The organism is Anaerococcoides asporogena, assembly GCF_029590275.1.
Lineage (GTDB): Bacteria > Bacillota > Clostridia > Clostridiales > Clostridiaceae > JG1575.
Window position 1 is genome coordinate 1,756,224 of sequence record NZ_CP120965.1, and the last position, 25,390, is coordinate 1,781,613.

The following is a 25,390-nucleotide window of genomic DNA, read 5'->3' on the forward strand; positions in this document are numbered from 1 at the left end:
AGAGGAGCAACAAAAGATGAAGTATTTAGAACTGGCCAATTCAAACATCATGTTTGTCCTGGTTGCGCTTACGATCCTTATGGTCGCGTTGCAATCCCTGCTGTTCATCCAGAAAGCACTCAAGCGAGCCGATGAACTGGGAATCGAGAAACCTGTCGTGAAAAAAGTCATTACCAACAGCGCTATTTTTTCCATCGTTCCTTCACTCCCGATCCTGGTCATGATGTTTGCCCTGGCCATACCCCTGGGCAAATACTTCCCCTGGCTGAGACTGTCAGTGGTTGGCTCCGCGGTCTATGAAAGCATGGCTGCCAATGTAGCAGTCGTCAATATGGGACTGAAAGACATCTCTGACCCTGGACTGACTCCGAACATCTTCGGAATCGTCATGTGGGTCATGACTCTTGGGATCATCTGGGGCATTGTCTTCAATATCTTCTTTATGGGCAAGCTCGATGCCATGACCAAGAAAGCCAAATCCAAGCAAAGCAATTTCATGCCGATTTTTTCAGCGGCGCTCTTTGCCGGCATGCTGGCCGTACTGTCCATTCCCTACATGGCCAACACCGCCAAGCCGACTGCCATGGTGACCTTCCTTGTCTCCGGACTGGCGGTCCTGGCAGCGGAACAGCTCAGCAAAACAACAAAAATCAGCCTGATCAAGGATTTCTCCCTGCCCATTGCCCTCATAGTAGGCATGGGAGCAGCGATCCTGTTCAGCAATCTGGCCTAAAGGAGGTTACTCATGACATCGAAAGACTTCAATCAGTCATCCATGGATTATGATCGTTCCATCAACCGGCTAGGCCGGATCACCAGCATCATCGCCCTGGCCTTCATGATTGCCGTTCCCCTGGGAATTCAGATCTATTTCAAACTGGACATCAAGGTCTCCGAGATTCTGTTTGCCAGTTCCAGCCTCATTGCCATGTTCCTGCCCATGGCTGTAGTGGAAAATATTTCCTATTATCCCGTCCTGGGAGCCGGCGGCATCTACTTAGGCAGCATCACCGGCAACATCCTCAACATGAAACTGCCTTGTGCCATCTCCGGCATGAAGATCGCCGAAGTAGAACAAGGCAGCCGGGAAGGGGAGGCCATTGCACTTTTGGCCGTTGGAGTGTCCTCTGTTGTAAACACCGTTATTCTGTTCCTGGGCATGTTCGTCCTGGGAAGCTTCATACTCCCCATCCTCCAGACCCCGGTTCTCAAGCCCGGCTTTGACAACATCACCCCAGCCATCCTGGGAGCCATTGCCATCCCAAATCTTGTGCGCAAGCCTAAGCTTTCACTTTTCCCCCTGGCGCTGGCACTCCTTGCCTACCTGGTCATTGGGCCGGCTCAGTTCGGCAAAGTACAGAGCTACGTTCTCATCGGCGTCATGCTCCTGTCCGTCGGCCTGGCCTGGTTCAACGATAAGAGAAAAGTTCAGGCCTGATTTTCAAAAGGTCAAAATCTCATAAGCTCATAAGCTCATAAGCTCATAAGCTCAAAAGGTCAAAAGATCAAAAGATCATAAGGTCAAAAGGTCAAAAGGTCAAAACAGGTCAAAAAAAGTTGATGGATCATGGCGGATAAGCCCCTGGCTTATCCGCCATGATCGGAGTATTCTGATGGTATGACTGGTTTATCCGATTCAACAAGTAAGCCGGTTATCCTTCAATCGGCATTTTATTCCTGATCATTCAGATCCATCGAGGCCAGTTCAGATTAATCGAGGCTACTACGAAAACAAGATTTACCCCATTTGTTTCAATTTTCCATAGGAGGCATCCATGACAAAGAAAGAAACCGCAGTTCAGTACTTAGATAACAATTTAGGCCGGTTCACCCAGCTCAGCGATCTGATCTGGGACAACCCGGAAACCCGGTTCCATCTGCCCATCTCGGCGCAGGCACTGATTGATGCGTTAACGGAAGCTGGATTTGAGATCCAGCGGGAGATCGCCGGGATGCCTGACGCGTTTATCGCCACCTGGGGCACCGGCAAGCCGGTGATCGGCTTCCTGGGTGAATACGATGCATTGCCGAATCTCAGCCAGGTCGCCGACCTTGTCCAAAAGCAGCCCCAGATCCCGGGAGAAAGCGGCCATGGCTGCGGACATCATGTGCTCGGTGCGGGTGCTTTGGCCGCCGCCCTGGCCGTCAAGGAAGCTCTGGCAGGGGATGAAGCAAAGGCGACCATCCGCTTCTTCGGCTGCCCGGCCGAAGAAGGCGGATCCGGAAAGGCCTTCATGGCCCGGGCCGGCGTCTTCGACGGCCTCGATGCCATCATTACCTGGCACCCCATGAGCGAGAACCGGATCTGGGGAACCAGCAGCCTGGCCAATTTCCAGGTATACTTCAACTTCAAGGGAACCAGTGCTCATGCCGCAGCAGCTCCCCATCAGGGACGCAGTGCCCTGGATGCCGCCGAGCTGATGAACATCGGAGTCAACTACCTCAGAGAACACATCCTCCCCACCGCCCGAGTCCACTATGCCTACGTCGATGCCGGCGGACCAGCTCCCAATGTGGTTCAGCCAACCGCCAGCCTGCTCTACTTCATCCGGGCCCCCAGATCCCTGGAAGTCAAAGAAATCTACGATCGGGTAGTCAAGATTGCTCAGGGCGCAGCCCTGATGACCGAAACCCAGCTTGAAATCGTCTGGGACAGCGCCTGCTCCGAATACATCGTCAATGACCGCCTGGGCCGGGTGATGTATGCCAACATGGAGGAACTGGGAGAAATCGACTATACCCAGGAAGAGCTGGATTATGCCAAGGCCTACTGGAACAGCTTGGACGAAGCCTCCAAAAATAACGCCAAAGGCTCTGTCCGCAACATCTACTTCAACTCCGACAAAGCTGAACTTGAAGAAATCATGGCCAGCCCCATAGCCCGAAAGCTGGCACCCTACAAAGTGACCGATGAGGCGATTCCAGGCTCCACCGATGTCGGAGATGCCAGCTTCAACGCCCCTACGGTGCAGCTTACCTCTGCCTGTTATCCGCTGGGAACCGCACCCCATTCCTGGCAGTGGGTTGCCTGCGGCAAGTCCCCCATGGTCCATAAAGGCATGCTCTACGCCGCTAAAGTCATGGCCATGACCGCCCTGGATCTTCTGAACGATCCCCAGGCTCGCCTCGAAGCCAAAGCAGAGTTTGACGAACGCCTAGGTGACCAGCGCTACAAGTGCTATATCCCGGATGAGGTTCAGCCCCGCTGATCGAATCAAGAGAGCGAACATCATGCTTCGATTCTAAAAGTGAAAACTAGTATTCCATCGATAGAACTGCCACACTTCATGACTTGCGCTGTCTGGAAATGTGGCAGTCCTTATGTGGATATAATCTAATGATACATTTGATTATCTATGCTGAAAAAGATGATTGTGAGGTATTATCTAGAAAAACAGGATTCTTAGGCCTCATTGATGCTAATTTGTTTGCCGATGTATGATAGATAGCATAATTATTACCGGGAAGAAGATTAGTGCAGTTCTAATGGCTTCGCGTTAGAAATAATAACATTGACATATAATAATAACGAAAATTGACTTACCGCGTTATTATTTGTATCATGAAAGTAGAAATAAAGTCGATTGCTGAAAGGGGGGATTCAAATGAAAGAATTATCACACCAAAGATTAGCTAAAACCATTCGAGAATTAAGAGAAGAGAAAGGGCTAACTATGGAAGAACTGGGAATGATGACAGGAATTAACAGAATTACAATTGGTCGCATAGAAAGAGAGGAATATACTCCTTCGATAACTCAGTTTGAAGCTTTATCAAATACCCTGGGATTTGATCTAACCGAAATGTTTGTTGAGAAAGATAGAACCAATTCTTTTGTTGCACTTCGAAGTGAAGCTTTGACTCTACGGGAAGAAGAGGGCGTAGAAAGGTTATTTTCTATGATGCTATCGCTTAGACAACAGATTAAACTAAGGAGCTCATTTGAAAATGAATCCAATCACGCTAAATGAATTACAGATAGAAGAAATCCGAAAACTGGCTGAAGAGAATCGCCAAACTCAAGGCTATGTAGGGGATACAGTTATTGCCAATGACATATTCACTATATTGGATAATTTAGAGATTAAATTGCTGGAATATCCCATCCAATCGGAAGGTGATCGTCCAGCTTTTTCAGCAGCACTGATGCATTCTGAAGATAACGAATCAAGAGTAACATTTATCGGTTTGAATACGGCAGACTATTTTGATAAGCAAATCTTTGCAATTGCTCATGAGTTATATCACTATTACACAAAATCTGGATCACATCTCAGCAGAGATCAAGTTGAAGGAAGTAATTTGATTGAAGTGAAAGCTAATCGCTTTGCAGCAGAATTTTTATTGCCTAAAAAGGTACTTGAAAGTATCATTCTAGAAGAATTCAGAACATCATCACTTCAAAAAATACCAACAAAAATCCTTATAAGGTTCATTGCCAGACTTCATTGTACATGGTGGCTGCCGTACCGTTCTTTGGTCAGAAGGCTTGAAGAAATAAAAGCAATATCACCGGATCAATACAAAGACCTTTATTCCGTTAAAGAACGTGATCCTGAAGGGGAGTATTGGAAAATTGGTCAGGCATTTAATAAAGACGTTTTTCTAAAATTAAACCAACAAACATTTAACATTGGTACTTCACCAAATGAGATTGAGATTATTATCCGGAATTTTGAAGATAACCTTATTGATGAGGACCATTTTACAGAAACTTTACGATTATTTAATCGAACTCCAGATGAATTTGGCTTTGAGATCAGAGCCTCACAAGAAGATGTTGATGAACTTGATGCGTTTTTTAGTGGGGAGCATGAGAATGAAGATTCATCTGTCTGATCCTAATACCGCCTTTATAGGTATTATTAAAAATCCGAAGCAAACCATCACCCTGGATGCGAACTTCCTTATCCCTCCCGATCGAACGCCAATTACAAAGAGCCCAATTAAATTCGATCAGTTTAAAGAGATTTGGTTGGAACCGATATTTCAAGCTTTCCCAAACCTTGCTATCCACGAGGCGGTCTATGCAGAACTGGTCGGACATTCACCTCAAAACTATATAGATCAGAAAATGGATCCTGAAGCAGCCCGTTTAACCCTGCTTAAAGATACAGATTTGACAGAAATAGAATTAATGTTAAGGGACGCAATTGAATCAAGAATTGTACCCCGAACCAAATACGAACCATTACTCGACAATAAAGATGATCGTGGAGAGGTTAAGTCGCTGGCGTATATTGCTGTAAAAGAACTTCTATATTTTGCGGCTCATGATCATAATGCATTGCAGCTCATTGAAAAGGCAGAAGAGTGGTCAACGGGTCTGGACAACATTCACGCAATTAGAATGTTTGAACTGATCTATTACCTCTACCGAAAAAAATTGTCTGATCAGACGGCATTGAAAATGCTTTACAAATACCAATACTATCTTACTGACCGAGAGAAGAATGAAAATCCGTCATGGGGTAACTTTCATAGTGAAATGGATAGCATTTATAAGCAATACTTTTGTTGATAACGTTTATGTATCGAAACGATTTTTATTCCAGTAATTCAAACATTTTTTCAATAGTACCACTGAATAGCTATGATTCTTTTGTTCTATGTCCGCTTGCCTGATATATATCATAAACCGGGAAAATTGCATTGACAGAACTCGGGTGGGAGTCTAATATGGGAATGTAACTGAATAACCATCATCGAAGGTGCCCAAGAATTTGGGTGAAAAGGGAATGTGGTGAAAAACCACAGCAGCCCCCGCTACTGTATGTGTCTACGAACCTCAAGAAAACCACTCATCGGGAAGTCCGATGGGGAAGGGTTGAGGCAAGGCCTGAAGACACGAGCCAGGAGACCTGCCTTCCGTGGATCCTAAAAATTTTCGGGTGGAAAATACTATTGGTTGAAATGATTAACTTCATGAGCAGTAGGGCGACCGACTGCTCTTTTTGCTTTTAATTCAACAAGGAACGTGATACGATGAATTCTTTTAATTTCCAACCCAACGGCAGCGCCTTCGAACAAGAAATCGCTGCGGTCGTAAGCCGGATTGCTCCGATTGAAGCGGAGTATCTGGCTCAAGCCCGAGAATACAATGACTCCCTGTGCAAGCCGCTGGGTTCATTGGGAAAGATGGAGGAGATCCGGGAGAGGATCTGGGCCATCACCCGGGGCAACCCTCAGCCGTTTCAAAAAGCGGTTGTGGTATATGCCGGGGACAATGGGGTCTGTCAGGAAGGCGTCTCGACCAATCCGCAGGACATAACCTACAAGGTATGCCTGAATATCCTCAGCGGCCGTTCCGGCTTGGGCTGCATCGCCGCGTTCTACCACGTGGAGGTGTTCCTGGAGGATCTGGCCGTACTGGAAGATGTTGAGGGCCACACTACTTATAAGGTGCGGCGCTCCACGGACAACATGCGGCTTGGTCCGGCCATGAGCCGGGATGATGCCGCCCAGTACGTGCTGGCCGGCATTCGGAGAACTCAGGAACTGATCGACTCCGGCTACAACCTGATCGGAGCAGGGGAAATGGGCGTGGGCAACACCACGACCTCCTCGGCGGTGATCAGTCTTTTAACCGGAGTTCCCCCTGAGGAAACCACTGGCTTTGGCTCCGGCCTGACCCGGGACGGCGTACGACATAAGGTGAATGTCGTACGCGATGCCCTGGCCATCAACGGACCCTACGGGGACATCCTGGACGCAGCGGCCAAGCTGGCCGGCGCGGACATCTGCGCCATGGCCGGAACCTACCTGGCCTGCGCCGCCAATTCCATTCCCTTCGTACTCGACGGGGTCATATCCATGGCCGCCCTGGCCCTGGCCCGCGGCTTCCACTCCGGCATCCTGGACTATGCATTTTCGTCCCACAAGACGAAAGAGTCCGGTGCCCGGGCGGTGGAGCAGGCCTTCGGCCTGCGCCCCATGCTCGACCTGGAAATGCGCCTGGGCGAAGGCTCCGGCTGCCCCCTGGCCATGAACCTCATGGAGTGCTCGATGTTCACCCTCGGCACCATGGCATCCTTTCATGATGTTTCAGTCAACAAACAGGATTATGTAGATATCCGGGAGGAAAAATAACCATGAAGAAATTCTCAAGAATCATCGCACTGTTTACGTTCCTTATGCTCAGCGTCGCCGGCTGCCAGACTCAGTCACCAGCCACTGGAGCCAATACCACATCCGGTTCCACCCAGGCCGTGACCCAGCCAGCCACCACTCCGTCCACGACAGCCGCTCAGGCTGCTGCAGAAACGGTTTATCCCTATACCTTTAAGACCGCTGACGGCAAGGACGTCATCATTGACAAAGAACCCCAGCGGATCGTATCCCTGTCACCCACCTATACCGAAGTCGTCTATGCTCTGGGCAAAGGCGCTCAGCTGGTCGGACGCACCGACTACTGTGACTACCCGGCACAAACCAAGGATGTTGTATCCGTCGGTTCCATGACCAAACCTTCCGTGGAAAAGATCGTTGAGCTGAATCCCGACCTGATCCTGGTTTCCTTCATGGAACAGGAAGTCGTCGAACAGATCGAAAAAAGCGGCGCCAAAGTGGTACAGATCTTCACCGGCAACACCATTGACGGATCCTACAAAAACATGGAAGAAATCGGCCGCATGCTCAATGCCAACGTCGAAGCCAAGACCCTGACCGAAACCATTCAGACAGACATCGCCGCTGTGGCAGCAAAAGTCAAGGATGCGGCTCCGGTCTCCATCTACTACGTGGCAGGCTTCGGCAAGAACGGCGACTACACCGCCGGCGGCGACACCTTCCTGCATGAACTGATTACTCTGGCCGGCGGCGACAATATTGCCAAAGACGTACAGGGCTGGAACTTCACCACCGAGAAACTGGCCGAGAAGGATCCCCAGTACATTGTCATCGGCTCCATGGCCAAGCTCACCGAGGAGTTCAAGACTACTGAACCCTACAAGAACCTGACGGCTGTCAAGGAAAACCGCGTCATGGAAGTGGATGACAACCTGGTGAACCGCGAAGGACCCCGTCTGGCCGAAGGCGTCGAAGCCATCGCCCGGATCCTGCACCCGGAGCTGTTCAAGTAGAGAACCCGAAGAAAATCAAAACCGTGTCATTCATCGACTGAACCAGCTGATGGATGTATCATGATACTAGACATATCAACCTGGTTGATCCAGGGTCACAAGGAGGATGCCATGAAACAGAAAAAGAAAAGCTATCTGCCGCTCTTTCTGATGCTGGCGGTCCTCCTTTTGCTATTAAGCATGGGATCCGTCACCATGGGCGATGCGGCCATTCGCGTCGACGAAACTATCGCCATTCTCTGGCACAAGCTCCTGGCACTTCTGGGACTGGCCCAGGAACAGGGCGGATCCAAGGAAATCATTCTGTTCAATATCCGGATCCCCCGGATTTTGACGGCGATCTTCGCCGGTGCCGGCCTGGCCGGCGTCGGCTGCGCCTATCAGGGCGTCTTCCGCAACTCCATGGCTGATCCCTACATCCTGGGCATCTCCTCCGGAGCGACCCTGGGCGCCGCCCTGGCCATCAGTCTGGGCATTAATGAGTCCGTTGCCGGATTCGGCGCAGTCACCCTGGCAGCCTTTGCCGGCGCTCTGGCCTCGACCTTCCTGGTCTACAGCCTCGCCATGCGTCGCAGCCGTACCTCCATGACTTCGCTCCTCCTGTCCGGAGTAGCCGTCAGCTACTTTCTGTCTTCCATCGTGTCCCTGATCCTGGTCTTCGACGAACAGAACGTCTCCAAGATCGTCTACTGGACCATGGGCTCCCTGGCCAGCGTCAGCTACCTCCAGATCGCCATCCTGGCACCGGTGGTAATTCTTGGTTCCTTCCTGCTCTATTCCAACTGGCGGGAACTGGACATCCTTACCTCCGGCGAGGAAGTCGCCCGTTCCCTGGGCGTAGAGACGGAACGAGTCAAGATCCGCATCCTGATCTACTCCTCCCTGATTGTGGCCGTCTGCGTCGCCTTTACCGGCGTCATCGGCTTCGTCGGGCTCATGATGCCCCATATCATGCGCATGATCGTGGGCCCCTCCCACAAGCGCCTGATTCCCTTTGCCATGATCTCAGGCTCCATCTTCCTGCTGGTGGCCGATACCATTGCCCGCTCCCTCATCGACGGGGCGGAGCTCCCGGTGGGAGCGGTCACCGCACTGTTCGGAGCACCGTATTTTATCTGGCTCCTGGCCAGAAGCCGGGGAGGGGAGAAAAGCTGATGGAAGTTAAGCATCTTGGATTCGGCTACGATGTCAAACCCGTACTCAAAGACATCAGCGTGACCTTTCCCAAAGGCCGGTTCATCTCCATCCTGGGACCCAACGGGTCCGGCAAGAGTACCCTCCTGAAACTGCTCCTCGGACTGCTCCAGCCCACGCAAGGAGAGATCCTGCTCGAGGGAAGGCCTCTGAAAGGCTACCGGCCCCTGGAAAAAGCCAGACAGCTGTCCTACGTCCCCCAGGTGTTCCAGAACGACTATGAGTTCACCGCCCGGGAAGTAGTGGAAATGGGACGATATCCCTTCATCAAGCAGCTGGGCAATCCCACGCCGGAGGACCGGCGCATCTGCGAAGACGCCATGCGCATCACGGAAACCACCCACCTCAAGGATCAGCCCGTCAGCCGGATCTCCGGCGGCGAGCTCCAGCGGGTGTCCGTGGCCCGGGCCATCGCCCAGGCCACCCCCTGGATTCTCCTGGATGAGCCCGTCAACCATCTGGATGTCAGCCATCAGATAGGCATCCTGAAAAGCCTCAAGGAAATGACCCCGCAGCGAACCGTGGTCGCCGTCATGCACGACCTGAACCTGGCCCGAGACTTCTCCGACTGGATCATCCTGCTCCATGAGGGCAGAGTTGTCAAAGTCGGCAAGCCCGGCGAGTGCATCAATCCCGAGGTCCTCTCCACGATCTACGACCTGGAGTTCCTCAAGACCTACACCGAGGACCGCAGTCTTCAGTACCTGTTCCCAAAAACGAAATAATCGAAATTGATATAGTCAATGATGAACGCCGAAGGGGAACACTCCAAGAGGAACACTCGAAGCCGAACATACCGTAGAGAAATATACTCGAAGAGGAACATATTCAAAGAGGAACATACTCCAAGAATTGAATAGTCGAACTATTAAGGCACCCGTCAGATCCTTGTCCCAAGGATCTGACGGGTGCAGGTGCTTTTTTGAAGTTTTCTACTTTTTAGGGTAACATTCAGGCGGAAAAATCATCTTTATGATTGAATATAAAATTTAACACTCTTGTTTTAAAGAAAAACCGTTTGATTATACGGAAAAGCTTTGATAAAGTTCATAAATTCGGAGATAATAATGATAACGTTATGAATGCTGAATCATTGATTGAATCAGGGTTTGGCTCATGGGCGAATATGACAAAGGGGTTTGTACTATGAACCAAAAATGTGGGAAGAAACGGATCAGCTGGCTGTTGGCACTGGTGCTGTTTCTGGGGCTGTTTCAGGGATTGAGCGTGCCGTCGGTCGCTCAGGCGGAACCCGTTGCGCCGAAGCTGGTCGGTTCCGTGACTTCCAGCCCGAAGACGGCTGAGGTCGGGGATGAAGTAACGATAACGCTGGATCTGGCCGATACGGTCACCGGCATAGCGGGTGAACTATTCGCGGCGGTGGCGAATCTGGAACAGGAAGCCGTCTATTTCTTCACTCTGGCACCTGAGACCGATGGTCTTTATCGAGGCAGCGTACTGATCGATGAGACAGCGAAAACCGGGACCTATATCCTGACCAATATCCTGATTCCGTTTGAAGACGACTCCTTCGGGGAAGTCTACAATCAGGTGCTGGATCCGGAACTGCCGGAAGCCGAAGATTTAAGCGGGGCTGATTTTACCGTGAACAATCCCAATCAGGATATCACACCGCCCGTCGTCACGGCTGTCTCCGTGGATAAGACCAGCCTGCTGCAGGGGGAGACCGTGACCGTTACGGCGCAGGCCAGTGACATCGGCCTGGGCATTGAGGACAGCATCCTGGTCAGCTATGAAGGACCCGAGGACAGCTACCTGGATCTGGAGCTGACCAGTCAAGGCAACGGAACTTATTCCGGTCAGCTGACCCTGCCGGAGGATGCCCCAGCCGGAACCTGGTATATCAGTCAGATCATCCTGGCGGATCGGGCCGGCAATCTGGTGTTCCTTGGAAACGCCACCAGGGATCCGGAAGCGCTTGAGACCATGAATCTGGATCACTGTGATCTGACCGTAGGTTCCATTACGCCAGAAGATACAACCGCTCCGGTCATTGAGTCCCTGACAATCTCCAACCATGAGGTCACCTCGGGCACCGGATTCACCATGACCATGCGTGTCTCCGATGATCAGGATCTGGAACGCATCGTGTACGGCAGCTATGCGGCACCGGACTGGGCGTTGAATACACTCCACAAAACCTATTCCTTCATGCTGTTTGAAAAAACTCCGGGCGTCTATGAAGGGAACCCGGGGATTGGATCAGACATTGGCACGTATATCCTGGATTACGTTTCCATTTCGGATGCGGCCGGCAACGAAGCCCGGCTGGAAAACATCAAGCTGAACCCCAAGGGAACTGACCTGAGCCAGTACAACGTCAAGCGGGGATATATCATCCTGTTTGATTCCATGGGCGGAACCGGGGTTGCGAAGCAGTTTACCTCCACCGGCTATCTGACGGAACCGCCCGCTCCCACCCGGGAAGGCTATTCCTTCGCCGGCTGGTACCACACCAATACCTACGAACGGCGCTGGGACTTTGCCAAAGACAAAGCCGATGTCTACACCCAGAAGCTCTATGCCAAATGGGTTCCGGCCGGAGAGCCGGTGGAAGTACCGGAGTTCCCGCATTATGCCAAAGTTACCGCCACATCCCTGAATTTCCGCAGCGGGCCATCTACCTGGTATCCCACGCAGGGAAGCATCCCCAAAGGAACCATTGTTAAAGTCAACTATCGCGACAACAACTGGTATTCCATTGAATATCTGGGAAAGAAAGGCTATGTATCAGCTACCTACCTGCAAAAGACTGACGCTTCTCTGGTTTATCAGGTCAGTCCCGCAGTCAATCTGCGCACCGGCCCGTCCACAGCCTACAGCATCATCAAAAAACTGCCGGTGGGCACACTGGTCGAACTGGTCAGCAAACCCAGCACCACCTGGTATCAGATTCTGGCAGGAACAACCAAAGGCTATGCCTCCGCCAGCTATCTGAAGCCCGTCAGCGCTCAACCGGCACCGACTCCACCGCCAGCCCCCAACGATCCCACGATCTATATGGTCAAAACAACGGTGAACCTGCGCAGCGGTCCGTCCACCGCCAATCCCGTCATCCGCAAGCTGCCGGTCGGCACACTGCTGGAACAGCTGCAGAAAGTCAACGATACCTGGTGGCAGGTGAAGGATGGGGATCATACCGGTTATGTATCCGCCAAGTACCTGGTTGACATCGTCACCCCGATTCAGCGCTACATCAACCTGGATCCCGTCAACCTCAGAACCGGCCCCTCCACCAGTTACTCCGTCATTACCAAACTGCCCCGCAGTTCCATTTTCATCCTCATGAAGAAGACCTCCTCCACCTGGTGGCAGGTCTGCGTAGACGGTAAGATCGGCTATGTTTCAGCCAAGTATCTGAACCTCATGCCATAAGGACGCAACGGAACGAAAATGTGACACCAAGCAATTAGAATTAAACATAGCGTTGTCTGACGGTCGCAACCGGACCAACAGCGTATTCAGCGGTCCGCCTTATATCCTGGCAAAGCCAGGAATGGGGCGGACCGCAGTCATTTGTATTTTCTGTCAGATTGGTATTGAAGCAGTCATTGAAGTAGTCACTGAAGTAGCCCGTGAAGCGGCAATCACAAAGATCCGGGATTCCCGAACAACCATCAGACCAGGTCGCCAAGGCGCATAAGACATGATCGGCGTGTTGGGAACTGGGATGGGCAGTTTTTTTACTATTTAAAAAACAATGTATTTTCATGAACATCCTACAAAGAAATCAAAGATTTGAACGTAGTTTGATTTAATCCTAACGTGTTGAGAATTATTTATAGTAATTATTCGGAACTGCTTTGATAATGGTCCTTAATTCAGAGATAATTACAGTATCGTTCTGCAGGCTGAATCATTGCGAGAATTGTGGTTTGGCCCATCAGCGAAAAAAACGAAGGGGTTTGTACTATGAACCAAAAATGTGGAAAGAAAAGCATCAGCACGCTGCTGGCACTGGTGCTGTTTCTGGGGTTGTTCCAAGGATTGAGTGGAGCGTCGGTCGCTCAGGCGGAGCCTGTCCCGCTCAAGCGAGTGGTATCGGTGACCTCCAGTCCGAAAGAAGCAAAAGTAGGGGACAAAGTAAGCGTGACGCTGGATCTGGACGATCGGGTCACCGGCGTGTCAGGTGAACTGGAGGCAGGTTTTTCCAGTTTGGAGTATGAGTCGAGTTATCGCTTCACACTCGCAGTCGGGTCAGATGGTTTCTACCATGGCAGTGTAACCATCGATGAGACCGCAAAAAGCGGAACCTATATTCTGACAAATATACTGATCCCATTTGCGGATGGATCCTTCGGTGAAATCTACAACCTGGTGCTGGATCCGGAATTGTCGGATTCGGAGGATTTAAGCGGAGCGGATTTTATCGTAAGCAATCCCAACCAGGACATCGCGCCACCGGTGGTCACAGCCGTGTCCGTAGATAAAACCAGCGTGCTCCAGGGCGAGACCGTGAATGTGACGGTTCAAGCCAGTGATGTCGGACTGGGCATTGACGGCAGCATCATGGTCGACTATGAAGGGCCTAATTTTGGACACCAGGACGTGGCACTGACCAGTCAGGGCAATGGAACATACACCGGACAGCTGATCCTGCCCAAGGAGGCTCCGGCCGGAACGTGGTTTATCAGTCAAATTTCACTGAAGGATAAAGGCTGCAACCGAGTAGTGCTGCATAACGCGACCAGAGGTCCGCAGGAGCTGCAGACCATGAAGCTGGATCACTGTGACATTACGGTGAACTATATCACACCGCCGGATACGACACCGCCGGTCATAGAGTCTCTGACAATTTCTCACAATAAGGTCAGCTATACGAACGGGATCATCATGACAGTGCGAGTTTCTGATGATCAGGGTCTAAAAGGCGACGTTACCGGAAGTTATGCTGCACCGGATTGGGCAATGAATACTCTTCATAAGACATTTTCTTTCAGTCTGAGAGAAAAATCCCCGGGAGTGTATGAAGGGCACCCGGCGCTTGGCTCAGCCATTGGCACGTATATCTTGGACTACGTCTCCATTTCGGATATGGCCGGTAATGAAACCAGGCTGGAAAACGTCAAGCTGAACCCCAATGGAACCGACCTGACACAATATGACATCAGACGTGGATACGACATTGTGTTTGATTCAATGGGTGGGACCGTTGTTCCGAATCAATTTACCTCCAATGGGTATCTGGCTGAACCAGCACCTCCTACCAGAGAAAACTATTCCTTCGCGGGCTGGTACCACACCAATACCTACGAACGATGCTGGGACTTTGCCAAAGACAAAGCCGACGAATACACCCAGAGCCTCTATGCCAAATGGGTTCCGGCCGGCGAGCCGGTAGAAGTGCCGGAATTTCCTTATTATGCCAAAGTGACCGCGACTTCCTTGAATTTCCGAAGCGGTCCGTCCACCTGGTATTCCACCCAGGGCAGCATACCTAAGGGAACCATTGTGAAAGTCAACTATCGCGATAATAACTGGTATTTCATCGAACATCTTGGAAAGAAAGGATATGTATCAGTCAACTATCTGCAAAAAATTGACTCTGCTCTGGTTCATCAGGTAAACCCCGCGGTAAATATGCGTACCGGCCCATCCACTGCCTACAGCATCATCAGGAAGCTGCCCATCGGCACACTGGTCGAACTGGTCAGTAAGCCCAGCACCACATGGTATCAGATACTGGCAGGCACAACCAAGGGCTTTGTCTCCGGCAGTTACCTGAAGCCAGTCATCGATCAGCCGGCTCCAACGCCTCCGCCTGAGCCCGCCGATACAACGATCTATCTGGTCAAAACGGCAGTGAATCTGCGCAGTGGTCCGTCCACAGCCAACACCATCATCCATAAGATACCAGTAGGAACGCTGCTGCAACAGCTACAGAAAGTCAATGATACCTGGTGGCAGGTGAAGTATGATCAATGGATTGGTTATGTTTCTGCGAAATACCTGGTGGGTATTGTTACCCCGGTTCAACGCTACATCACGTTGGAACCCATCAACCTCAGAACCGGTCCGTCCACCAGTTACTCCGTCATCACGAAGCTCCCCCGCAGTTCCGTTTTCATTATTATTAAAAAGACCTCTTCCACTTGGTGGCAGGTCTATGTGGACGGAAAGATTGGCTATGTTTACGCCAAAAATCTGCACTTCATGCCTTAACCCTGGCGCAAACGAGTAATCGGACCGGCAGGTTCTGGTCATGGATTGACTCATACGAAAAATTATTCATTTCTTTACAGCCCGACTTCATTCAGCATCAGCTTGATGAAGTCGGGCTGTTCCTTTGACACCGCATGTTATCTCAACGTGGTCGAATTTTTAATGGATCTAAGTGTTAAAAATAGCATTTTGTCCCTAATATTGCAAAGTTGTCCCGAAGTGGTATCATTAGGTGAGGGGTGAAGAGAAATGAAAAAGAAGAACGTTTTAAATTTGATTAAATACCACGCAGAAAAAAATGATGCTGCATTTCGCAATGAAGCTTATGAAATAGCAAAACACTTTGATACCGTAAATGATTATCAGCTCTCCGAGTATATTATTGCATTATTATCGGATGTGAATACATTCGTTCCGCAAATGGATGAAACGACATCCGGATATTTCAAAAAAGTGAATGTAACCACCGATCCGCTTCCCTTGCCAGATTCCATTAAAGACAATGTAGTAGGTATAATCAATGCGGCAGGCCATAATGTTGGCGTTAATAAGTTTCTGTTCGAAGGACCGCCAGGTACAGGCAAGACGGAAACAGCCAAGCAATTGGCTCGAATCTTGGACCGGGAATTGTTTGCTGTCAATTTCGATACCGTAATTGACAGCAAATTGGGTCAGACTTCCAAGAATATAGCGGCATTGTTTGATGAGATCAATCGTTTTCCGCACCCCGAGCGCATTCTGATATTACTTGATGAACTGGATGCCATTGCCATTGATCGTATCAATTCCAATGATTTAAGGGAGATGGGGCGGGCAACTTCGGCTGTTTTAAAAGGCCTGGACGGGCTCAGTGATCAGGTCATGTTAATTGCAACAACGAACTTGTTTCGTTCCTTTGACAAAGCGTTAATCAGACGATTTGATTCCGTGATCGATTTCAGTCGATATACCAGGGAAGATTTGGTGGAGATAGGAGAAATTATTCTCAATGATCTATTGGTTAAGTTCAAAAAAGCCGGCAGGAATATGAGGTTATACCGCAAGATTTTAAATTGCATGGATCCGATCCCTTATCCAGGAGAATTGAAAAATTTGATAAAAACTAGTTTGGCATTCAGTGATCCAAATAACGAATACGATTATTTGAAGCGATTGTATGCATCGACATTTGGAAAGAACCGTAGTGCTGATTACAAAGAAATGCAGAGTAAGGGTTTCACTGTTCGTGAGATCGAATTACTGACCGGAATATCAAAAAGCCAGGTATCACGGGAGATAAAGGAGTCTAAGGAATGAATAATCTCTTGCAGCTTAAAGGACGTTTTGAACAGGCGCCTAATTCATCCCGGCCTGGTTTGCCCAGCCTTCCAAAAAGTCAATCGGTTCAAGTTTCTGAGATGGAAAAATTAAGAAATGAACTGCAGCATCAGATCAAATTTTGGAGTCAGGAGCGATATATCGACGGAGCATTGGTCAGCGTTTATTACAATAAAGTCGCAACTAAAAGCAACCGGATAAAAGGGCTTATGTCAAAAGGTCAGAATACTGCAAATAGAACGATCGTTGGCGCGCGGTTTACCTTGGATCAGTCACCAAAACATATTATTACTCATTATGTGTCACTGGATGTCATTGAAGAATCCATAAAACGGCTGGATGAATGTATTCAGATCGTCAATCAGATTTTTCAGGGATCAATAAGCCATGAAGATCTGGAAAAAATTAAGTCCGGAGAAATCAAACTGCCGGCTGAAGGAATCAGGAAAACAAATTTCACGTACGTCATTACAGATGTGCATTATATTGAAAAATTTGATGTATTCGTTAATGACAATCCAGTTCAGAACAATTCAATCATCACAATTTTTCAGACGGATCATAACGTAAAAACGGTGTTGGAGAAGATTGGTCTTGATCTATCCTTTGAAAAGGTGATGGACGAAACAACGATCCAGCTCAGGCCGGATGAACTGGCTCTTTTACGGGAAAGAGCCCCTTACCTGATATCTATGGCTGTGAGTGATATATCCAGGATGGTGAAGGATGACTTCGAATTCTTGAGGGATAGAAAATTAAGCATACCACCGCCGAATAACGAACCAACCATCGGAGTAATTGACACGATGTTCGATGAATCGGTTTATTTCTCTGAGTGGGTATCCTTTGAGAGTTGTGTGGATCCTGCCATTCAAATCGCCAACAATGACTTTACTCATGGAACCGCCGTAACTTCGATCATTGTGGATGGTCCGTCCTTTAACCGTGAGTTGGATGATGGCTGCGGCAGATTTCGAGTTCGCCATTTTGGAGTTGCCACCGGCGGACAATTCAGTTCCTTTTCAATTCTGAGAAATATCAGGGATATTGTCCGTTCAAATACAGATATTAAAGTATGGAATCTGTCACTAGGTTCCATGCTCGAAATCAATCCGAATTTCATCTCGCCTGAAGCAGCATTCCTTGATAAGCTCCAATTTGACCACAATATCATCTTTGTAATTGCCGGAACCAATCAACCTCCCAACTCGGCAGGTCAAGGAATGGCCATTGGCGCACCGGCGGATTCCATAAATTCTCTGGTAGTTAATGCGGTATCCTTTGATCAACAACCGGCCAGTTACTCCCGAAGCGGACCAGTCCTGTCATTTTTCACGAAACCGGATATCAGCTATTATGGCGGGGATCGCAGGCAGGGAATCAGGGTTTGTACTCCTGTGGGCGAAGCACAGGTATGCGGTACTTCTTATGCAGCACCATGGATTTCTCGAAAAATGTCCTATCTTATCGATATTTTGGGATTTAACCGAGAGGTAGCGAAAGCGCTGCTGATCCATTCTGCAACCGGTTGGTCCAGCCAGGAATATGATCCGAATCTGATCGGACACGGAATTGTGCCGATCAGAATCGAGGAAGTTACTCAAAGTCAGGATGACGAGATTCAGTTCATTTTGGATGGTACCTCAGAAAAATATGATACCTACAATTTCAATATTCCAGTTCCCGTGAAAAATGAAAAACACCCGTTCATTGCAAAGGCAACCTTGTGTTATTTTCCCTGCTGCTCACGAAATCAGGGCGTAGATTATACGAATACGGAATTGGATCTGCAATTGGGTCGAATCACCCAGAAAAATTCAAAAACAATATTAAAGCCCATTAATAACAATTACCAGGGGATGGATACGAGTACTTATACCTGGGAAGAGGATGCGAGAAAACTATATCGTAAATGGGACAATGTGAAGCATACCCGGGAAGTCCAAACATCCAACAATCGTGACAAAAAACGCTATGACAGCGGTCTCTGGGGGATCAGTCTGAAGACAATGGAGCGTTTGGAAGATAAATTCGGCGAAGGGATCAAGTTCGGGGTGGTGGTCTCTCTTAAATCAATCGATGGAGTCAACCGCATCAATGAATTCATAAAGAACTGCTATGCTCGGATGTGGCTGGTGAATGTCATCGAGGTTCAAAATCGAGTTGAGATTCATAATATTGCGGAACAGGATATTGAATTTCAGGAGTAAGGTCCTTGTTGAATACGAAGGATGACAGAATAGTCGAAAGGAGATGAAACAAAAAATGGGAAAAAACAAGCATGTTACGCCGCATCCGAAAGGCGGCTGGCAGGTGAAAGGAAGCGGTAACTCGAAAGCGACAGTCAGAACTCGAACTCAGGCTGAGGCTGTCAAATCAGCTCGGAAAATTGCAGCCAACCAAAAATCAGAGGTCGTGATCCATGGGCAGACAGGCAGAATCCGTGCAAAGGACTCCTATGGCAATGATCCCTGCCCACCCAAAGGGTAGGGGTACGGATCAAATGGAATGAAGTGATGCTGCAATAAAAGAGCAAGAATTCGATGTTCGGGAAAACCTGCGCCAAGCCTTCAACTGCATTTAGTGCCGTACTGGAAGCGTTGGCAGATTTATCCATGATCAATCCACCGAGTCATCCAGTTTTGGCAATCGATCGAAAAGCACTGAAAATAGGCCAATTGGAACCAATCACGAATCAGGATCTTATGAAAGATGAGGAACTGGTGGAGCTGGAACTTTGGGACTATAACCCCGGAATATTTACATATAAGCCCCAGGTGGACTTGTTGTCTTTTTATGCGTCTTTAAGAGAAAATACTGATGAAAGGGTGGAGCAGGCATTAGAGGAAATCCTGAGAGGAGAGCCATGGTACTACGAATTGAAGTATAAAATATCTTTCATTAGGGCCATCAGACCTCACGGAACTCAGTCATCACAAGGTCAGACATTGGTAAAAAATAACGAAAAGGATCAGTCAAAGAATTCAGAGGGATGTGGCTATACCCTTGAACTAATGGAATGTTAAAGCTGTGAGTCAGCAATTTAAGCTGATTCCAGCGGTATATATGTCAAGTAAAATATAAAAAAGCTTGACGTGTCCTTCGATTCTATGTATGGTGAAAGTAATACAATGCAATTCGATTTACTACTTGCTGTATTCGGGTCAGAAAAGCTGAGTAGATCTGAAAGGGATGGAATGAAAGGGTTAACATAATGCATCGCATCCGTCAAATCATGCATCATTTCATGTTAATAGAAAGCGAGGTGAAGAGTGAGTTTCTCACTTGAATCATGTCAACAAAAAATATATTGGGAAGTAATATTGGAAAATATAAAGATCTAGAAGTCTTTAACTCAAGAAGAGTTTTCGATGAAGTTCACAAATGCGGAGTTACTCCGGCAGCGTTTCATAAAAATTTATCCAGGATGGCTGAAGCCGGGGTAGTATATAAGGTATCAAAAGGTCTCTATTGTAAACCAAAACAGACACGTTTTGGTTCTCTCAATTCTGATGAAAATCAGATCATCGAGTATTTTCTTGGGAAGAAACAGACCAAAGGTGTTCTGTTAGGATATCGACTTTACAATCAACTTGGATTAACTACACAATTAGCCAAGTCCATATTGATTTATTCGAATAAGACAGATTATACGCAAAGTAAAGTTCAGCATATTTTAATCAGAAAGTCCAATCTAACATTTAGCGAACCGGTCAAATCACTGATCCAGCTGCTGGATGTTCTTGAACATCTAAAGGAAATACAGGATATTCAGACGAATCAGCTGCAGGAGTACATAAAAAGCACGATCGTAAAATACGAAGATAAATACCTCGAAAAAATACTGAAGGATATTTCATTCAAAAAAAGCACATTGGCTGCGCTGAAAGCCATCTTAGACAATGAGAAGGTCAATCATAATCTTGATCAGTATTTGAGTAAAAATTCCAAGTATAATCTGAAGATATTGGAGGACCTGAATGTTATTCCACGAAAGTAAAGAATTTGAAGATCTGATTGGTCTGACGAGTAAATGGCGAAAAATACCTTCTACAGCAATTAGAAAAGATTATTTTATTACTGAAATACTAAGCAATATTGCTACTTGCGAATACAGGGATTCCTTGGTTTTTAAAGGTGGAACATCTCTGAGTAAATGTTATCCAGGTTCCATTGAAAGATTTTCTGAAGATATCGACTTGACTTATATTCCTTCGGGAGAGATTAACATTAATGCAATTGAAAAGAATCTAAAAAAAATTGAACAATGTCTAATCGGATCTGCATTTTCTGAAAAGAATTTTACAGAACGAAACAAACGGAATAAAAGTTGTTATATCTGGTTTACGCCGGAACATAAAGCTATAGAGAGAGTTAAGTTGGAAATTGGTTCAGAAACCAAACCCCACCCTTTCCAGAAAAAAATCTTCAACTCCTACATTCAAGACTATTTGGAGTCTAATAATCACTCCAATGATGTTATGGAGTTTGGTCTGAAAAGCGTGACAATTAATGTGTTGAACATAGAAAGAACCTTTTTAGACAAAGTGATGGCTGTAAAACGTCATGCTTACTCGGATTCCTTAAGCTTGAAAGCCAGGCATTTATATGATGTAGTAAGGTTGTACTCGATGAAGGAGATTCAAACTTTCTTGAATGATCCGGTCTCACTAAAAGAAATTGTAATGATTACGAAAGAAAATGATTCGTTTTATTTATTAAAGAGAACGTGTCCCGATGGATATGATCCATGTGGATCGTATGATTTTGAGTCATGGAAACATAAATTGGATCGGGATGTGCGATTGAATTATGAAAGTCTCCATAAAAATCTTTTATATTCTGATGAACCACAGGATTGGTCAAAAGTAGAAGCTGTTTTTCATCAAATAAGTGGGATATTTCAGCGCATTGGCGAATAGTATGAGTCTGAATAGATTTGCCTGGAAATAAATGTCCTTTCGTATATGATTAGGCGATTGTGGGAGATGGGTGATCTTAATATGACAGCAAAAGAATCAATTGCCGGATTCAGAGAGCTGGTTCTTGGTGCAGCAGACGTTCAGAAATGCATAAAATGCAAATGCATGGGGAGGACCCTGGAGACGGTAAAACGGGAACTTCGGAAGCTTCCGGGAGATGAGCCCAAAGAACTGCTGACCGATGTGCAGCGGTTCCTGGACTTGATGGAGAAAAGCGAGTACAACTGACTCGGCTGCAAGCAATGCTGGTCAGCAGAAATTACCAATGGTTTTGATCGAATTTTTCCAGAACTGAACAGTACCCATGAGATTGCGAATGAATCGGGGGAGAATGACTACTTCGGGCGGCTGCCAGCCATGGGCGAGTATCATGTGCTGTCCCTGGAAGCGAACTGCCCGGTCACGATAACAACCCTGGCCAGTCCAGACCTGGCGGATCAGATCTATGAGGCCAAGCCTCGGGGATTGAGCATCGTTGGAAAAGCCGAAACAGAAAATATCGGCATTGATAAGATCATCCGGAATGTCCTGGCCGTTCCTTCGATCCGATATCTGATCCTTTGCGGGGAGGAATCCGACGGCCATTTCAGCGGAAACACCATTTCCTGCCTGATCCATCACGGAGTCGATGAACACCGGAGAGTGATCGGATCCAAAGGGCGAAAGCCAGTTCTGACGAATGTGACGATCGATGAAGTCAATGCCTTCCGAGCGCAGATCACTCTCATTGATCGGATCGGCTGCATCGATCCCGAGATCATCCTGGAGAAACTCAGGGAAGTCCATGAGCTTCACAGGATTCGCTCCGCTTCGGATGCAGCATCTGATTCCATCGACGATTCGATGAAGAACTCCTTCGAGAATCGTATGGAGAAGCCCATGGAGAAGCCCATGACTGAATCCTGGACGAAAGATCGGGAAGGCTCAACGGTCGGTTCATTGCAGCATAGGACACCGCCAGGATCGGTAAAGACTGTTTCTTCGACAGTTCCCACCGCTTCGACCGCTTCGACAGCTATGACCGCTATGACCGCTTCGACGGCACAGGTCGTTCAGGCTGCTGGGAAGGATCCGCACCGTGTGAAGCTGGATCCGGCCGGATACTTTGTCATTGTGCCAAAGCCTCAGGTCGGGAAAATTCTGGTGGAGCACTATGCCAATACCAATGAGTTCCTGCGGATGATCCGCGGGGACAATGCCAGGGACATCTACTGGACCATCATCGACCAGGGATGGGTCACCGAACTGAGTCATGCTGCTTATCTGGGCAAGGAGCTGACCAGAGCAGAGCTGTCCATGCAGCAGGGAACAAAGTACGTGCAGGATAAAGCGTGAGGAGAGGGGAGATTTTGACACATGATCACTTATAAGGACTGCAGCCAGGTTTCAATTTCGGACATCTTTCAGGCGTTCTCCATCGGATTTTCGGATTACGTCGTACCCCTGACCATGTCCCAGGATGAATTTGAACAACGATTCTTCGGACCGGAAGGCAATTCTCGAGAGGTCTCCTTTCTTGCGGATGATCAGGATCGCCCGGTGGGGCTAATCCTGGGCGGCATCCGAAACTGGGATGGCATGCTTACCATGCGCTGCGGCACGCTTTGCATCGCGCCAGACTACAGGGGAACAGGCGTTGCCCAGGCGCTGTATCGATACCACCTGGAGGCTGCGAAAGCTCAGGGCTGCAGGCAGCTTTTTCTGGAAGTGATCAAAGGCAATGATCGGGCAATTCGATTCTATAAGACCTTAGGCTATGAGCCGGTGTATGACCTGAAGTACTTCGGAGCGGAGGTTAAGACCTTACAGCGGCAAGTAACCTCAGACTGGCCGGTCACGAGCACGACCTATGAAGCCATTGTTAACCTGAGAAGAAGCCTGCCCGATCTGCATATCAACTGGCAGAGTGATGTAGAAAGTTATGCCGAACAGGAGGGACACCAGTTTTTAAGCGTTCAGGCAGGGGAAACCATGGTGGGGGCACTGGCCATGAGCCCCGCCGGAAAAATCAATTTTCTCTGGGTCAGCCCACAGCATCGGCATCAAGGCATCGCCACTTCGCTGATTCTGTCCGGCGCAGAGAATCTGAAGCTGGATAAGGTCAATCTCTGCTTTCCCAGCAATGCCCTGGTGGAAGGTTTTGTCAGACACTCCTTGTTTGTCAAAGCGGAGGTGGAACAGCATGAGATGTACCATTTGACTACCTTAACCACATAATAAGAGACAAAGCGTATGGTTCGCTGCGGACGGTGTTCGAATGGGACATCGTTTTTTTCTTTTTTGGAAAGGGAGTTGTTCGAGGAGGGACAGACCAGAATTCTGGGTTTGCTCCACGGATTGAACAATTCGGTTGAGAAATATCGGTGCGAAACTGCAATTTCGGTCGGAAGGGATTTCTGAGGGGCTTGTGGACAGTGGATGAAAGAGAAGTTTTTTATCGGTATATCAACAATAATGGTAAAAGGGAAACAGGAAATGACGGTATTTTATTAGTTTGAAAATGTTACCGCTTTCTTATTGACAACGGGAAAGACGGTAAATTAATATGATGGTAACGGTTTACTTAATCGATTAAGGAAGGAGGTGGAGCGGACAGCATGTCAGTCACATTGAAAGACATCGCACAGATCGCCGGCGTATCGACGGCAACGGTTTCCAAAGTGATCAGCGGAAAGCATCAGGACATCGGGGAAAAGACCATCGAAAAAATTCGCAAGATTGCCCGGGAACTGGACTATCGGCCCAATTCACTGGCCCGGAGCATGAAGACCAAGGTCACGCGGACCATTGGCCTCATCATTCCGGATGTACGAAACCCCTTCTTTACGGATCTGGCCCGGGGGGCAGAGGACAGTGCCCATGAACGGGGCTACAGTCTGCTGTTTTGCAACTCGGACGACGATCTCAATAAAGAGATGGAATACATTGACACCCTGACCCAGAAACAGGTGGACGGCATCGCCTTGGCGGCCTCCGTCAAGCGCAACCGGAAGCTGGAAGAAGGCTTTCGAATCTCCGTGCCCATTGTCACGCTGGACCGTGATGTTTATTTCCCCGGCGTGCGGGGCCACATTCACTCGGACAACGAATCCGGCGCCTACGACGCGGTGAAGTACCTGATCAGCCTGGGCCACCGCCGCATCCTGTTCCTGTCGGGCGACCTCACCATCCGCGTCTCCAAAGAACGTCTGGAAGGCTATCGCCGGGCGCTGACCGAAGCCGGCATTGAATACGATGAGAACCTGCTCCTGGGCGGCCCCTTCAGCTTTGAATACGGCTATGAAGCCATGCGCACCTGGGAGATGGATCCCGAAGTCACCGCCATCTTCTGCGGCAATGATCTCATTGCCCTGGGCGCCATCAAGGCGCTGAAGGAGCGCCGGATCAAAGTCCCGCAGGACATCAGCGTCATGGGCTTTGACGACATCTACCTGGCCAGCATCAATACCCCCGGCCTGACGACCATCCGCCAGCCCAGCTATGAACTGGGTTATGCCACCGTCCGCCGCCTCATCGATGTCATCGAAGGCGTGGACCACAGTGACTCCACCATGGTGATCAAACTCGAACTGATCCCCAGGGAAAGCACCGCCAAGCCAAAGAAGAAAGCAGCCCTCGGCTGATTCGATATTA

General features: G+C 48.6%; 22 protein-coding genes and 1 riboswitch. All 22 genes read left to right on the forward strand.

Features of this window, described 5'->3' with window-relative positions:
• Nucleotides 1-16: 16 nt before the first annotated feature.
• The 22 genes from P6M73_RS08275 (at nt 17) to P6M73_RS08380 (ending at nt 25,380) form a co-directional block, all read left to right on the forward strand.
• Complete coding sequence (locus P6M73_RS08275) at nt 17-733, forward strand: DUF5058 family protein (protein WP_277855632.1); 717 nt, start codon at nt 17-19, stop codon at nt 731-733.
• 12 nt (nt 734-745) lie between these two features.
• The gene (locus P6M73_RS08280; protein ID WP_277855633.1) at nt 746-1,438 is read left to right on the forward strand and encodes a hypothetical protein; all 693 of its coding nucleotides are present in this window, start codon (nt 746-748) and stop codon (nt 1,436-1,438) included.
• A 337-nt stretch (nt 1,439-1,775) separates the two neighbouring features.
• Nucleotides 1,776-3,209 (forward strand): amidohydrolase, encoded by a 1,434-nt coding sequence (locus P6M73_RS08285; protein WP_277855634.1) that lies wholly within the window; start codon nt 1,776-1,778, stop codon nt 3,207-3,209.
• 396 nt (nt 3,210-3,605) lie between these two features.
• Entirely contained in the window at nt 3,606-3,971 is a 366-nt protein-coding gene (locus tag P6M73_RS08290) for a helix-turn-helix transcriptional regulator (RefSeq protein WP_277855635.1), read from the forward strand.
• Nucleotides 3,949-4,839, forward strand: coding sequence for an ImmA/IrrE family metallo-endopeptidase (locus P6M73_RS08295; RefSeq protein WP_277855636.1), 891 nt, complete (start codon nt 3,949-3,951; stop codon nt 4,837-4,839). The genes P6M73_RS08290 and P6M73_RS08295 overlap by 23 nt, the downstream gene beginning before the upstream one ends.
• Complete coding sequence (locus tag P6M73_RS08300) at nt 4,820-5,521, forward strand: hypothetical protein (protein WP_277855637.1); 702 nt, start codon at nt 4,820-4,822, stop codon at nt 5,519-5,521. The genes P6M73_RS08295 and P6M73_RS08300 overlap by 20 nt, the downstream gene beginning before the upstream one ends.
• A gap of 171 nt (nt 5,522-5,692) precedes the next feature.
• Nucleotides 5,693-5,883, forward strand: a riboswitch (cobalamin riboswitch).
• Nucleotides 5,884-5,985: 102 nt separating this feature from the next.
• Nucleotides 5,986-7,089 carry a nicotinate-nucleotide--dimethylbenzimidazole phosphoribosyltransferase gene (gene cobT, locus P6M73_RS08305; protein WP_277855638.1) on the forward strand — a complete coding sequence of 368 codons (1,104 nt, stop codon included), beginning with the start codon at nt 5,986-5,988 and terminating at the stop codon, nt 7,087-7,089.
• A gap of 2 nt (nt 7,090-7,091) precedes the next feature.
• Entirely contained in the window at nt 7,092-8,081 is a 990-nt protein-coding gene (locus P6M73_RS08310; protein WP_277855639.1) for an ABC transporter substrate-binding protein, read from the forward strand.
• Nucleotides 8,082-8,192: 111 nt separating this feature from the next.
• On the forward strand, nt 8,193-9,236 hold the full coding sequence (locus P6M73_RS08315; RefSeq protein WP_277855640.1) for a FecCD family ABC transporter permease: 1,044 nt from the start codon (nt 8,193-8,195) through the stop codon (nt 9,234-9,236).
• Complete coding sequence (locus P6M73_RS08320) at nt 9,236-10,000, forward strand: ABC transporter ATP-binding protein (RefSeq protein ID WP_277855641.1); 765 nt, start codon at nt 9,236-9,238, stop codon at nt 9,998-10,000. Before P6M73_RS08315 ends, P6M73_RS08320 begins: the two co-directional genes overlap by 1 nt.
• Nucleotides 10,001-10,421: 421 nt before the next feature.
• Entirely contained in the window at nt 10,422-12,671 is a 2,250-nt protein-coding gene (locus tag P6M73_RS08325; RefSeq protein ID WP_277855642.1) for an SH3 domain-containing protein, read from the forward strand.
• 537 nt (nt 12,672-13,208) lie between these two features.
• The gene (locus tag P6M73_RS08330) at nt 13,209-15,458 is read left to right on the forward strand and encodes an SH3 domain-containing protein (protein WP_277855643.1); all 2,250 of its coding nucleotides are present in this window, start codon (nt 13,209-13,211) and stop codon (nt 15,456-15,458) included.
• Between the two features lie 249 nt (nt 15,459-15,707).
• Complete coding sequence (locus P6M73_RS08335; RefSeq protein ID WP_277855644.1) at nt 15,708-16,754, forward strand: ATP-binding protein; 1,047 nt, start codon at nt 15,708-15,710, stop codon at nt 16,752-16,754.
• Nucleotides 16,751-18,985 (forward strand): S8 family peptidase, encoded by a 2,235-nt coding sequence (locus P6M73_RS08340; protein ID WP_277855645.1) that lies wholly within the window; start codon nt 16,751-16,753, stop codon nt 18,983-18,985. The genes P6M73_RS08335 and P6M73_RS08340 overlap by 4 nt, the downstream gene beginning before the upstream one ends.
• A gap of 55 nt (nt 18,986-19,040) precedes the next feature.
• Nucleotides 19,041-19,265, forward strand: coding sequence for a DUF2188 domain-containing protein (locus P6M73_RS08345; RefSeq protein WP_277855646.1), 225 nt, complete (start codon nt 19,041-19,043; stop codon nt 19,263-19,265).
• A gap of 53 nt (nt 19,266-19,318) precedes the next feature.
• Nucleotides 19,319-19,801: a hypothetical protein gene (locus P6M73_RS08350; RefSeq protein ID WP_277855647.1), complete on the forward strand. Its 483-nt coding sequence runs from the start codon at nt 19,319-19,321 to the stop codon at nt 19,799-19,801.
• A gap of 266 nt (nt 19,802-20,067) precedes the next feature.
• Complete coding sequence (locus P6M73_RS08355; protein ID WP_277855648.1) at nt 20,068-20,775, forward strand: DUF6088 family protein; 708 nt, start codon at nt 20,068-20,070, stop codon at nt 20,773-20,775.
• Entirely contained in the window at nt 20,756-21,697 is a 942-nt protein-coding gene (locus P6M73_RS08360) for a nucleotidyl transferase AbiEii/AbiGii toxin family protein (protein WP_277855649.1), read from the forward strand. The genes P6M73_RS08355 and P6M73_RS08360 overlap by 20 nt, the downstream gene beginning before the upstream one ends.
• A gap of 81 nt (nt 21,698-21,778) precedes the next feature.
• Nucleotides 21,779-21,985: a hypothetical protein gene (locus P6M73_RS08365; RefSeq protein WP_277855650.1), complete on the forward strand. Its 207-nt coding sequence runs from the start codon at nt 21,779-21,781 to the stop codon at nt 21,983-21,985.
• A 129-nt stretch (nt 21,986-22,114) separates the two neighbouring features.
• Complete coding sequence (locus tag P6M73_RS08370; protein WP_277855651.1) at nt 22,115-23,092, forward strand: DUF4346 domain-containing protein; 978 nt, start codon at nt 22,115-22,117, stop codon at nt 23,090-23,092.
• A gap of 21 nt (nt 23,093-23,113) precedes the next feature.
• Entirely contained in the window at nt 23,114-23,974 is an 861-nt protein-coding gene (locus P6M73_RS08375; RefSeq protein WP_277855652.1) for a GNAT family N-acetyltransferase, read from the forward strand.
• Nucleotides 23,975-24,354: 380 nt separating this feature from the next.
• Nucleotides 24,355-25,380, forward strand: coding sequence for a LacI family DNA-binding transcriptional regulator (locus P6M73_RS08380; RefSeq protein ID WP_277855653.1), 1,026 nt, complete (start codon nt 24,355-24,357; stop codon nt 25,378-25,380).
• Nucleotides 25,381-25,390: the final 10 nt, after the last annotated feature.

Coding starts and splice junctions, on each gene's coding strand:
- P6M73_RS08275 (WP_277855632.1), top strand. CDS start 17: ATGAAGTATTTAGAACTGGCCAATTCAAACATCATGTTTGTCCTGGTT.
- P6M73_RS08280 (WP_277855633.1), top strand. CDS start 746: ATGACATCGAAAGACTTCAATCAGTCATCCATGGATTATGATCGTTCC.
- P6M73_RS08285 (WP_277855634.1), top strand. CDS start 1,776: ATGACAAAGAAAGAAACCGCAGTTCAGTACTTAGATAACAATTTAGGC.
- P6M73_RS08290 (WP_277855635.1), top strand. CDS start 3,606: ATGAAAGAATTATCACACCAAAGATTAGCTAAAACCATTCGAGAATTA.
- P6M73_RS08295 (WP_277855636.1), top strand. CDS start 3,949: ATGAATCCAATCACGCTAAATGAATTACAGATAGAAGAAATCCGAAAA.
- P6M73_RS08300 (WP_277855637.1), top strand. CDS start 4,820: ATGAAGATTCATCTGTCTGATCCTAATACCGCCTTTATAGGTATTATT.
- cobT (WP_277855638.1), top strand. CDS start 5,986: ATGAATTCTTTTAATTTCCAACCCAACGGCAGCGCCTTCGAACAAGAA.
- P6M73_RS08310 (WP_277855639.1), top strand. CDS start 7,092: ATGAAGAAATTCTCAAGAATCATCGCACTGTTTACGTTCCTTATGCTC.
- P6M73_RS08315 (WP_277855640.1), top strand. CDS start 8,193: ATGAAACAGAAAAAGAAAAGCTATCTGCCGCTCTTTCTGATGCTGGCG.
- P6M73_RS08320 (WP_277855641.1), top strand. CDS start 9,236: ATGGAAGTTAAGCATCTTGGATTCGGCTACGATGTCAAACCCGTACTC.
- P6M73_RS08325 (WP_277855642.1), top strand. CDS start 10,422: ATGAACCAAAAATGTGGGAAGAAACGGATCAGCTGGCTGTTGGCACTG.
- P6M73_RS08330 (WP_277855643.1), top strand. CDS start 13,209: ATGAACCAAAAATGTGGAAAGAAAAGCATCAGCACGCTGCTGGCACTG.
- P6M73_RS08335 (WP_277855644.1), top strand. CDS start 15,708: ATGAAAAAGAAGAACGTTTTAAATTTGATTAAATACCACGCAGAAAAA.
- P6M73_RS08340 (WP_277855645.1), top strand. CDS start 16,751: ATGAATAATCTCTTGCAGCTTAAAGGACGTTTTGAACAGGCGCCTAAT.
- P6M73_RS08345 (WP_277855646.1), top strand. CDS start 19,041: ATGGGAAAAAACAAGCATGTTACGCCGCATCCGAAAGGCGGCTGGCAG.
- P6M73_RS08350 (WP_277855647.1), top strand. CDS start 19,319: ATGTTCGGGAAAACCTGCGCCAAGCCTTCAACTGCATTTAGTGCCGTA.
- P6M73_RS08355 (WP_277855648.1), top strand. CDS start 20,068: ATGTCAACAAAAAATATATTGGGAAGTAATATTGGAAAATATAAAGAT.
- P6M73_RS08360 (WP_277855649.1), top strand. CDS start 20,756: ATGTTATTCCACGAAAGTAAAGAATTTGAAGATCTGATTGGTCTGACG.
- P6M73_RS08365 (WP_277855650.1), top strand. CDS start 21,779: ATGACAGCAAAAGAATCAATTGCCGGATTCAGAGAGCTGGTTCTTGGT.
- P6M73_RS08370 (WP_277855651.1), top strand. CDS start 22,115: ATGGGCGAGTATCATGTGCTGTCCCTGGAAGCGAACTGCCCGGTCACG.
- P6M73_RS08375 (WP_277855652.1), top strand. CDS start 23,114: ATGATCACTTATAAGGACTGCAGCCAGGTTTCAATTTCGGACATCTTT.
- P6M73_RS08380 (WP_277855653.1), top strand. CDS start 24,355: ATGTCAGTCACATTGAAAGACATCGCACAGATCGCCGGCGTATCGACG.